Genomic DNA, 10831 nt, shown 5'->3' with positions numbered 1-10831 from the left:
CTGACCGTTGCCAACGGCACCTTGACGGCGGTGAGCAGCAGCGACGGAGGGATTACCTGGACGGCGACCTTCACGCCTACCAACAACATCACCGACACCACCAACCTGATCACGCTGGACAACAGCGGCGTGCAGAATGCCTCGGGCAACGTCGGCAGCGGCACCACCGACTCCAACAATTACGCTATCGATACCCAGCGGCCGACGGCAACCATCGTGGTTGCCAATAACAGCTTGAACATCGGCGCCACGTCGTTGGTGACCATCACGTTCAGCGAGGCGGTCAGCGGTTTCAGCAACGCCGACCTGACCGTCGCCGGCGGTACCTTGAGCAACGTGAGCAGTGCCGACGGAGGTATCACCTGGACCGCCAACTTGACGCCCACCCAGGGTGTAAGCCACACGGGTGACGTCATTACGCTGAACAACGCGGGCGTCAACGACCTGGCCGGGAACAGCGGTGCGGGCAGCACGCTGTCGAATGCCTACAACATCGACACCCAGGCGCCCACCGCCACGATCGTGGTCGCCAACCCGACTTTGGCCATTGGCCAGACTTCTGGGGTGACGATAACCTTCAGCGAGGCCGTCAGCGGCTTCGACAACAGCGACTTGAGCGTGCCCAATGGCACTCTGAGTACCGTGAGCAGCGCCGATGGTGGTGTGACTTGGACGGCGACCTTTACCCCTACCAGCAACATCCGCGACACCACTAACCTGATCACCCTGAATAATGCGGGCGTCAGCGACCTGGCCGGCAACGCGGGCTCAGGCATCACCAACTCGGCCAACTTCACCATTGACACCGTACGGCCGACCGCGAGCATCGTGGTGGCGGACAACGCGGTGAAAGTCGGCGATACCTCGTTGGTGACCATCACCTTCAGCGAGGCGGTGAGCGGTTTCACCAACGCCGACCTGACCGTTGCCAACGGCACCTTGACGGCGGTGAGCAGCAGCGACGGAGGGATTACCTGGACGGCGACCTTCACGCCGACCAACAACATCACCGACACCACCAACCTGATCACGCTGGACAACAGCGGCGTGCAGAATGCCTCGGGCAACGTCGGCAGCGGCACCACCGACTCCAACAATTACGCTATCGACACCCAGCGGCCAACGGCGACCATCGTCGTTGCCAATAACGGCTTGAACATCGGCGCCACGTCGTTGGTGACCATCACGTTCAGCGAGGCGGTCAGCGGTTTCAGCAACGCCGACCTGACCGTCGCCGATGGCACGTTGAGCAACGTGAGCAGTGCCGACGGGGGTATCACCTGGACCGCCATCCTGACACCTGTCGCTGGTGTGACGCATGCTGCAGCCGTCATCACGCTGAACAACACCGGAGTCGATGACCTTGCGGGTAACAGTGGCGCGGGTATCACCCAGTCGAATGCCTACAGCGTCGATACCCAGGCGCCGACCGCCAGTATTGTGCTTGCCAACCCGACGTTGGCCATTGGCCAAACCTCGTTGGTGACCATTACGTTCAGTGAGGCGGTCAGCGGTTTTGACAACAACGACTTGAGCGTCCCTAACGGCACACTGTCGGCGGTGAGCAGTGTGGACGGCGGTATCACCTGGACCGCGACCTTCACCCCGACCAGCAACATTCATGACACCACCAACCTGATCACCCTGAACAACACGGGCGTCACCGACCTGGCCAACAACGCCGGCACAGGTGTCACCCTTTCGGGCAATTTCAGCATTGATACAGTGCGGCCGACGGCGAACGTCGTGGTCGACCACAGCGCACTCAAGCAGGGTGAAACGGCTCAAGTCACCATCACCTTCTCCGAGGCGGTCAACGGTTTCACCACTGCCGATCTGAGCGTGGCCAATGGCACCCTGAGCAACCTGGCATCCAGTGATGGCGGTATGACCTGGACGGCGACGTTGACGCCAACGGCCAACATCACCGACACCAGCAACCTGATCACCCTCGACAACAGTGGCGTGCAGAACGCTTCAGGCAACGCGGGCAGCGGCACCACCGATTCCAACAACTACGCCATCGACACCCAGCGTCCCACCGCGACTATTTCCGTGGCCGACAGCGCCCTGAGCATCGGGCAAACCACCACGGTGACCATCGCCTTCAGTGAAGCCGTGACGGGCTTCGACCTCTCGCAGCTGAGTGTGGCCAATGGCGTGCTGTCCAACCTGGCGAGCCAGGACGGCGGCAAAACCTGGACCGCCACCCTGACGCCGACGGCCGCTATCACCGACGCAACCAACCTGATCGTGCTGGATGCCAGCCAGGTCAACGACGCCGCCGGTAACGCCGGCAGCGGCATTGCGATCTCCAATAACTACGCGATCGATGGCGAACGCCCCACTGCGACCATCAGTATTGCCAACCCGAGCCTGACCGTCGGCCAGACCACTGTCGTGACGTTCACCTTCAGCGAGAAAGTCAGTGGCTTCAGCCTGGATGACCTGAGTGTGGCCAACGGCGCCTTGTCCAACCTGGCGACCAGCGACGGCGGCAAGACCTGGACGGCGACACTGACGCCAACGGCCAATCTCAACGATCCGAGCAACTTCATTACCCTCGATAACCGCCTGGTGAGTGACCTTTCGGGCAACGTGGGCAGTGGTTTTGCCAACTCCAATAACTACACGATCAATACCGTGGCATTGACTGGCGACCCACTGTTCCGCGTCACCAACCCGGCACCGCCTCAAGGCGCACCGAACGCGCCGTTGCAGCCGAGCGTGTTTGGCGCGCCGCTGGGCAACCTCGGCTCACCTATCGGCTTCCCGCCGTTGTTCGAGCAACGTCAGCTGGGTGCAGGCTTGCCACCGGTCGGCAGCATCTTTATCCACAACGGCGCGCTGGCACCCAGCTATATCGCCCAGGTGTTCGGCACCGATGGTGCCGGTGACGGCAGTGCCAACGGTTTCCTGGGTTTTGGCGGCGGCGATGGTGGGGTATTCGGCTCAAGCACCTTGTCGAGCCTGTTCAGCCATGAAACCCACGGCGATGACAGCACCCTCAAAGCGTTCGACAGCAAACCGATCAACGGCCAGGGCGACCCGGCCCAGGGGCTGCGCGGCGTGTTCGGCGCGCCGAGCCTCGGCCAGCAATTGCAGCAGCTCAAAGACACAGAACAGCGCCAGGTGATGGACCTGGCGCACGCACTGCAACAAGTCGGCATCAGCGAAATGCAGGCTTGAACATACTTAACTCCAGGCGCAGTAACAGGGGCAGTCCAAGGATGAAAACAAGTCATAAGTTGTTCGGCGCCAGCCTGCTGGCGCTGGCGATCAGCGGTTGTGCAGTCACCAGTGAGCCGATTGAACGCAGTGTCAGTGAGCAGCGAGCCCGTAGCGATCTGCAAGGTATGTACAAAGGCCAGGAGCCGCTGAATGGCCCGCTTACCCTGCACCAGGCCATGGCCCGTGCGGTTAAGTACAACCTCGAAGGCCGCTTGAAGGTGATGGAAGAGGCGCTGGCCAAACGCCAATCCGACCTCTCCAGCTTCGACATGCTGCCACGCATGGCCTTATCCGCAGGCTATGCCGGGCGCAACAACACCAACGCCTCCAGCAGCCAGAGTGTGCGCACTGGCACCCAATCCCTGGAGCCGTCGACTTCCCAGGACCGCGACCGCCGCGTAGCCGACCTGACCATGGTGTGGAACGTGCTCGACTTTGGCGTCAGCTATATCAGCGCCAAGCAGCAGGGCGACCAGCGCCTGATCATCCAGGAGCGTCGGCGCAAGGTGATCAACACCATCGTGCAGGATGTGCGCTCGGCCTATTGGCGCGCGGTAGCGGCCGAACGCTTGCTGACCCAGATCGACAGCCTGATGGCACGGGTCGATCAGGCCCAGACCAACAGCCAGAGCATGAGCGAACAGCGTATCGGCGACCCGGTGCAGGCGCTGGGTTACCAGCGTTCGCTGATCGAAGCCACGCGCCAGTTGCAGGAGCAGCGCCGCGCCTTGTCCCTGGCCAAGACCGAACTGGCCACGCTGATCAACCTGCCCATGGGCAGCGAGCTCAAGCTGGCCACACCGGATGACTACAGCGTGCCGCAGTTGAAGGTCAACCTGGCCAGCCTGGAACAGGAAGCCCTGGCCAACCGCCCGGAACTGCGTGAGCAGGACTACCAGACCCGTATCAGCGCCGCCGAAACCCGCAAAGCCATGCTGCGCCTGCTGCCGGGCCTGGAATTTTCAGCCGGCGGCCATTACGACAGCAACTCGTTCCTGACCGACAACCGCTGGGCTGACTACGGCGCCAAGGTCACCTGGAACCTGTTCAATGTGATCTCCGCACCCGCCGCCATCGATGTGGCCAAGGCCGGTGAGGAAGTCGCCACCGCACGACGCCAGGCCATGTCCATCGCGGTGCTGGCGCAGATCTACGTGGCCAATGCCAACTATCAGGACGCGGTACGCCAGTTCAAGACCAACGAACAGTTGGCCAACATTGATGGGCAAATCCTCACCCAGCTGCGCAACCGACATGAGGCCGCAGGGCTCGGCGAACTTGACCTGATCCAGGGCGAACTCAACACCTTGCAGGCGGACCTGCGTCGCGACCTGGCCTACGCTGACCTGCGCAACGCCTACGGCCAGATCTTCGCCAGCGCCGGGCTTGACCCGCTGCCTGAGCAGCTGGACTCCGACCGCGTGCAAACCATCGCTACGGCACTGGCCAGCCGTGAGTCAGCCTGGGCTGCGGGCAACATCACGACGCCGGTGCCGCGTGCCGTCGCCCAGTAACCTGGTGGCGCCGACGGCGAGCATCACGCGCCGTCAACGCGAGGCGCGCAATGGGCATCGCGGTGTGGCGATCTTGCTCACCGGCCTGCCGGCGTCGGGTAAATCCACCCTGGCCCAGGGCCTGCAAGCGGCGCTGTTTGAACAAGGCAAACAAAGCCTGGTGCTCGACGGCGACGCCTTGCGCGGCGGCCTCAACCAAGACCTGGGCTTTGCCGACAGCGACCGTCTGGAAAACATCCGCCGCGCCAGCGAACTCGCGGCGCTGCTGGTGGACAACGGGCAAATCGTGATCCTTGCGATGATCGCGCCTCTGGCCGAACTGCGTGCGGTGTTTGCCGAACGCCTGGCTGCCGATTATCGGGAAGTCTGGTGCAGCGCCTCGCTGGCGGTGTGCGAAGGGCGTGACCCCAAAGGGCATTACGCCCGTGCACGGCGTGGGGAGTTGCCAGGGTTTACCGGGGTTGGCTCGCCGTACGAACAACCGTTGCACGCCTCGTTGGTATTGGATACCGGCGTGCTGTCGGCGCAACAGTGCGTCGAGCGGCTGTTGGCGTGGCTTGCGCCTGAACTAGACTCTGGGGAATCGTCTTTTTAGGAGGCTCCCATGGAATCGCCAGTGCATAGCTTGCCGTCATTGTTCAAGCAACTTGGGCTGCCGGATGACCCGGTGAGTATCGAGAAATTCGTGGCGGTGCATTCGCCACTCAAGCGTGACCAGAGACTCGAAGATGCGTTTTTCTGGACCGACAACCAGAAGCAATTTCTGCGCAGCGAAATTCTGGATGACGCGGATTGGGCTGAGGTGGTGGATGAGTTGAACGTTCTGCTGCACGGTGGGCGATGGGTGCAGAAAACCGAGTAATGTGAAAAACCAGGCTCGCCACCCATCCGCAAATTTGTATCAAAACTTGACGACGTTCGAATGATCCACCATATTGATAGTTAGCAAACTAACAGTATGCGAACTATCCAGTGTCCCAAGCCCTCGAACAACTCCAGATGAACCTCAGCAGCAGCATGGTGGTGGGCGCCCGTAATTGGCGCAAAATCTGCCAGACCACGCTGGTGAGCTATGGCATCTCCGAAGCCTGCGCCGTGCCGCTGTTGATGATCGGCCGCCTGGGTGACGGTGTGCATCAGGTCAAAGTCGCCCAGGCCTCCGGTATGGAAAGCCCGTCGCTGGTGCGCCTGCTCGACCAGCTGTGCAGCGGCGGCTATGTGTGCCGCACCGAGGACATTCACGACCGTCGCGCCAAGGCGTTGAGCCTCACCGAGCGTGGCCGTGAGTTGGTGGAAGCCGTGGAAGCGCAACTGGTCCGCCTGCGCCATGACGTACTGGCCGATATTCCCCACAGTGACTTGGAAGCCGCGCTGCGAGTGCTGCGCGCCTTTGAGGCGGCGTCGCTTTGAACGGATTTTTTACCGGCATGCCGCCGGCCCGCGATTGGTTCTACGGGGTACGTACGTTCGCGGCATCGATGATCGCGCTGTATATCGCCATGCTCATGCAAATGCCGCGTCCGTATTGGGCGATGGCCACGGTGTATATCGTCTCCAGCCCGTTTGTCGGCCCCACCAGCTCCAAAGCCTTGTACCGCGCCATCGGCACCTTGATGGGGGCCGCGGCGGCCGTGTTTTTTGTGCCGATGTTCGTGCAGTCGCCCTATGTGCTGGTGGTGGTGATTGCGCTCTGGACGGGCATTTTGCTGTTCCTGTCCATGCACCTGCGTACCGCGAATAACTATGCGTTGATGCTCGCCGGCTACACCTTGCCGCTGATCGCCTTGCCGGTCGTGGATAACCCGCTGGCGGTGTGGGACGTGGCTGAGGCGCGTACCGAAGAAATCTTCCTCGGTATCGCCGTGGCGGCGGTGGTGGGCGCGATGTTCTGGCCGCGGCGCCTGATGCCGGTGTTCGATGGTTCGGTGGCCAAGTGGTTTGCCGACGCCCAGGTCTATAGCCAGCGTTTTCTGACACGCAACGTGGATCCCGAACAGATCAGTACTTTGCGCAGCGGTATGGTTGCCACCTTCAACACCCTTGAATTGATGATCGGCCAGTTGCCCCACGAAGGCGCGCGGCCGCAGACGGTGCGCAACACCAAGGAGCTGCGTGGGCGCATGATCCACCTGCTGCCGGTGGTGGATGCCCTGGACGACGCGTTGTATGCCATCGAACATCGCGCCCCGGAGTTTCTCGAGCGCCTTACGCCTGTGCTTGAAGCGGCCCGCCAATGGCTGGAAACCACCCAGCAAAGCGCGCCCATGGAAAGCTGGCGCGCCCTGCGTGATCAGATCGACGCTCAGCAACCCCAAGGCGACGCGCTGGATGACCGGCACTCGTTGTTGTTCTCCAACGCCCTGTATCGCTTGGCCGAGTGGGTCGACCTGTGGCAGGACTGCCGCAGCCTGCAAGCCGCTATCCAGCGCGAAAGCCAGGAGCCCTGGCGCGCCGTGTACCGTCACTGGCGCCTGGGCCGGCTCACGCCGTTTCTGGACCGTGGCCTGATGTTTTACTCGGCGTTTTCCACTGTCACCGCGATCATCGTCGCTTCTGTGCTGTGGATTTTGCTGGGCTGGACCGACGGCGGCAGCGCGGTGATTCTGGCCGCCGTGGCGTGCAGCTTTTTCGCCTCGATGGACGACCCGGCGCCGCAGATCTACCGGTTCTTTTTCTGGACCGCGATGTCGGTGCTGTTCGCCAGCCTCTATCTGTTTCTGGTACTGCCCAACCTGCACGATTTCCCGATGCTGGTGCTGGCGTTTGCCGTGCCATTCATCTGCATCGGCACGCTGACAGTGCAGCCGCGTTTCTACCTGGGCATGTTGTTGACGCTGGTGAACACCTCGTCGTTCATCAGCATCCAGGGCGCCTATGATGCAGACTTCCTCAACTTCGCTAACGTCAACCTGGCCGGGCCCGTGGGCCTGCTGTTCGCCTTTGTATGGACGCTGATCGCACGGCCCTTCGGCGCCGAACTGGCGGCCAAGCGCCTGACCCGTTTCAGCTGGCGCGACATCGTCAGCCTGACCGAGCCTGCGACCCTGGCCGAACACCGGCACATGGCCGTGCAAATGCTCGACCGCCTGATGCAGCACTTGCCGCGCCTGGCCCTGATCAACCAGGACACCGGCACCGCCCTGCGCGATTTGCGCGTGGCCCTCAACCTGCTCGACCTGTTGGCCTACGCGCCGCGTGTCTATGGCGTACCCCGGGTGTTACTCAACCAGGTGGTGGAAGGCGTGGGCGGTTATTTCAAGGCCTGCCTCAAGGCCGGTGAACGCTTGCCCGCGCCCAGCGGTCTGCTGATGACCCTGGACCGCACGCGCCGCGCCCTCAACGGCCAAGGCCTGCAAGACGAAGACGACACCCGCTTGCATCTGCTGCATGCACTGGCCGGCTTGCGCCTGTCGTTGCTGCCCGGCGTGGAATTTATTGGGGGCAGCGAAATGCAAGCGCCGTTGCCTGATGGAGCGCCTTTATGATCGGTGATCTGGATATCAGCGGGGTGTTCCTGCCCACGCTACTGGTGCTGATGGGCATTACCTATGGGTTGTTCCTGGTGGTGCACGGGCTGTTGAACCGTGTCCACTTTTATCGCCTGGTCTGGCACCGGGCATTGTTCAATGTGGGGCTCTACGCGCTGTTGCTGGGCGCCGTGGACTCACTCAGTCGATACCTGATGACATGAAGAAACCTTTTTTGACCATCGGCCGTGTAGTCCTGACGTTGTTGATCGTATCGTTTGCGGTCGTCGTTGTGTGGCGCATGGTCATGTACTACATGTTTGCGCCCTGGACGCGTGACGGGCATATCCGTGCCGACATCGTGCAGATCGCTCCGGACGTGTCCGGGCTGATCCAGCAAGTCGACGTGCGCGACAACCAACTGGTGACCAAGGGCCAGGTGCTGTTCGCTGTCGACCAGGACCGTTTCAAGCTGGCTCTGCGCCAGGCCCAGGCGGCCGTGGCCGACCGCCAGGAGACCCTGGCCCAGGCCCAGCGCGAGTACAAGCGTAACCGCGGCCTGGGCAACCTGGTGCCGAGCGAGCAACTGGAAGAAAGCCAGTCCCGCGTCGCCCGCGCCCAATCGGCCCTGGCCGAAGCTCAAGTGACCGTGGATGCGGCCCAGCTCAACCTCGACCGTTCGGTGATCCGCAGCCCGGTCGACGGCTACGTCAACGACCGGGCGCCACGCACCCAAGAGTTCGTGACCGCCGGGCGCCCGGTGCTGTCGGTGGTGGACAGCAATTCGTTCCACATCGATGGCTATTTCGAAGAGACCAAGCTCGATGGCATCCACGTCGGCATGGCCGTGGATATCCGCGTGATTGGCGACAACGCCCGTCTGCGCGGGCATGTGCAGAGCATTGTCGCCGGGATCGAGGACCGCGACCGCAGCAGCGGCTCCAACCTGCTGCCCAACGTCAACCCGGCGTTCAGCTGGGTGCGCCTGGCCCAGCGGATTCCGGTGCGGATTGCGTTTGATGACGTACCGGCGGATTTCCGCATGATTGCCGGGCGTACGGCCACGGTGTCGATCATCGGTGACAAACCTCAAGACGGAGCCAAGCCATGAAGCAGCTTCTGGCAACCGCTGCGTTGGGAGTGTTGCTGTCGGCCTGCCAAGCGGTAGGCCCGGATTACAAGCTGCCGGAACAATCGGCCGTCAACCGTAGCGACCTGCAAGGACCGCTCGCGGGAGAGGGGCACAACGTGGTGTCGGCGCCGGTGCCGGCCGACTGGTGGAAACTCTACAAAGACCCGCGCCTGGATGAGCTGGTGCGTCAGGCCATGGCCTCCAACACCGACTTGCGGGTGGCTGCCGCCAACCTGCAGCGTGCTCGCTACCAGACCCAGGAGGCTGAATCCGCCGGTGGCTGGAATGCCGGGGTCAAGGCCGAGGCACAGCGCTTGCAGGAGTCCGGCGAGGCGTTTCTGCTCCCGGAAAAAGTCCCGGTGTCGAACATCGGCAGCGTCGGTATCACCACCTCGTATCAGTTTGATCTGTTCGGCACTCTGCAACGCGGCATCGAAAGCGCCCAAGCCAGCGCCGACGCAGCCCAAGCCGCCGCCGATATCGCACGCATTACCCTGGTGGCCGACGTGGTGCGTTCCTACACCCAGGTCTGTGCCGCCAACGAAGAGCTGGCGATTGCCAACGAGTCACTCGACCTGCAGGGCCAAAGTACCCAGCTGACCCAGCGCCTGCGCGACGCCGGGCGCGGCGATGAAACCCAGGTGACCCGTTCGCAGACCCAATACAAATCCCTGCGCGCCGACATGCCGCGCTATACCGCGGCGCGGCAGGCGGGCTTGTTCCGCTTGTCGATGTTGCTGGCCAAGCCGGTGGACCAATTGCCGGCCGGCACCGCCACGTGCGCCGAGCTGCCGCACATCGCCCAGTTGCTCCCGGTGGGCGACGGCGCCGCGCTGCTCAAGCGTCGCCCGGATGTCCGCCAGGCCGAACGCCAATTGGCCGCCGCCACCGCACGGATCGGCGTGGCCACCGGCGCGCTGTACCCGGACATCAGCATCGGTGCCACCGTGGGCACCGTGGGTATTCTGGATGACCTGGGCACGGCGCCCACCAACCGCTGGGGCTTTGGCCCGCTGATCAGTTGGACGGTACCGACCAACGGCGCGCGGGCGCGCATTCACGAGGCCGAAGCCGCCACCCAGGGCGCTCTTGCGCACTTTGACGGTGTGGTGCTTAACGCCATCCGCGAAACCCAGACCGGCCTGGCGCAATACACGGCGCAGTTGCAACGCCGCGACGCCCTGGCCGATGCCGGCGCGTCGGCCAAGGTGGCTTCGGAGCAGACCCACCGCTTCTTCCAGGCCGGTCGTGCATCGTTCCTCGCAGACCTGCAAGCCACCCGTACCTATACCGATGTGCGGGCGCAACTGGCGGCGGCGAACACTCAAGTTGCCATGAGCCAGATCGACCTGTTCCTGGCCTTGGGCGGTGGTTGGGAAAGCGGACGAACGCAAGCGGCGCCAGCCAGCAAACCCTGAGCAAATAGCTATGCTTTGACAGGCGGGCCCCCGTGGTTTTCCAACCAGGGGCGTCCGCGGCTCACTGCT

The 10831-nt window shown here is 62.9% G+C and carries 9 protein-coding genes; all 9 read left to right on the top strand.

Annotated features, from left to right (window positions below; all coding sequences use genetic code 11):
- A partial coding sequence (locus tag ACQRBT_RS08415; RefSeq protein ID WP_427851669.1) for an Ig-like domain-containing protein occupies positions 1–3189 on the top strand: 3189 nt, incomplete at its 5' end.
- Positions 3190–3230: 41 nt separating this feature from the next.
- Positions 3231–4745, top strand: a complete 1515-nt coding sequence (locus tag ACQRBT_RS08410; RefSeq protein ID WP_090367642.1) for a TolC family protein — start codon at positions 3231–3233, stop codon at positions 4743–4745.
- Complete coding sequence (gene cysC / locus ACQRBT_RS08405; RefSeq protein WP_161547579.1) at positions 4729–5340, top strand: adenylyl-sulfate kinase; 612 nt, start codon at positions 4729–4731, stop codon at positions 5338–5340. The genes ACQRBT_RS08410 and cysC overlap by 17 nt, the downstream gene beginning before the upstream one ends.
- Before the next feature lie 9 nt (positions 5341–5349).
- Positions 5350–5607: a DUF2789 domain-containing protein gene (locus tag ACQRBT_RS08400; RefSeq protein WP_060755494.1), complete on the top strand. Its 258-nt coding sequence runs from the start codon at positions 5350–5352 to the stop codon at positions 5605–5607.
- Positions 5608–5744: 137 nt separating this feature from the next.
- Positions 5745–6155, top strand: a complete 411-nt coding sequence (locus ACQRBT_RS08395) for a MarR family winged helix-turn-helix transcriptional regulator (protein WP_060755495.1) — start codon at positions 5745–5747, stop codon at positions 6153–6155.
- On the top strand, positions 6152–8230 hold the full coding sequence (locus tag ACQRBT_RS08390; RefSeq protein ID WP_412047458.1) for an FUSC family protein: 2079 nt from the start codon (positions 6152–6154) through the stop codon (positions 8228–8230). Before ACQRBT_RS08395 ends, ACQRBT_RS08390 begins: the two co-directional genes overlap by 4 nt.
- Positions 8227–8436, top strand: coding sequence for a DUF1656 domain-containing protein (locus tag ACQRBT_RS08385; protein ID WP_060755497.1), 210 nt, complete (start codon positions 8227–8229; stop codon positions 8434–8436). The genes ACQRBT_RS08390 and ACQRBT_RS08385 overlap by 4 nt, the downstream gene beginning before the upstream one ends.
- A complete protein-coding gene (locus ACQRBT_RS08380; RefSeq protein WP_412047459.1) occupies positions 8433–9323 on the top strand; it encodes an efflux RND transporter periplasmic adaptor subunit in 891 nt (296 codons plus the stop codon). The genes ACQRBT_RS08385 and ACQRBT_RS08380 overlap by 4 nt, the downstream gene beginning before the upstream one ends.
- Entirely contained in the window at positions 9320–10762 is a 1443-nt protein-coding gene (locus ACQRBT_RS08375) for an efflux transporter outer membrane subunit (protein WP_198762854.1), read from the top strand. The genes ACQRBT_RS08380 and ACQRBT_RS08375 overlap by 4 nt, the downstream gene beginning before the upstream one ends.
- Positions 10763–10831: the final 69 nt, after the last annotated feature.

It is taken from the genome of Pseudomonas sp. R19M (assembly GCF_050312585.1).
Taxonomy (GTDB): Bacteria; Pseudomonadota; Gammaproteobacteria; order Pseudomonadales; family Pseudomonadaceae; genus Aquipseudomonas; species Aquipseudomonas palleroniana.
This window is presented reverse-complemented; position numbering and strand designations above follow the sequence as displayed.

Bases quoted from the DNA above. Each gene is read 5' to 3' on its own strand.
- ACQRBT_RS08410 (WP_090367642.1), top strand. From the start codon at position 3,231: ATGAAAACAAGTCATAAGTTGTTCGGCGCCAGCCTGCTGGCGCTGGCG.
- ACQRBT_RS08400 (WP_060755494.1), top strand. From the start codon at position 5,350: ATGGAATCGCCAGTGCATAGCTTGCCGTCATTGTTCAAGCAACTTGGG.
- ACQRBT_RS08395 (WP_060755495.1), top strand. From the start codon at position 5,745: ATGAACCTCAGCAGCAGCATGGTGGTGGGCGCCCGTAATTGGCGCAAA.
- ACQRBT_RS08385 (WP_060755497.1), top strand. From the start codon at position 8,227: ATGATCGGTGATCTGGATATCAGCGGGGTGTTCCTGCCCACGCTACTG.
- ACQRBT_RS08380 (WP_412047459.1), top strand. From the start codon at position 8,433: ATGAAGAAACCTTTTTTGACCATCGGCCGTGTAGTCCTGACGTTGTTG.
- ACQRBT_RS08375 (WP_198762854.1), top strand. From the start codon at position 9,320: ATGAAGCAGCTTCTGGCAACCGCTGCGTTGGGAGTGTTGCTGTCGGCC.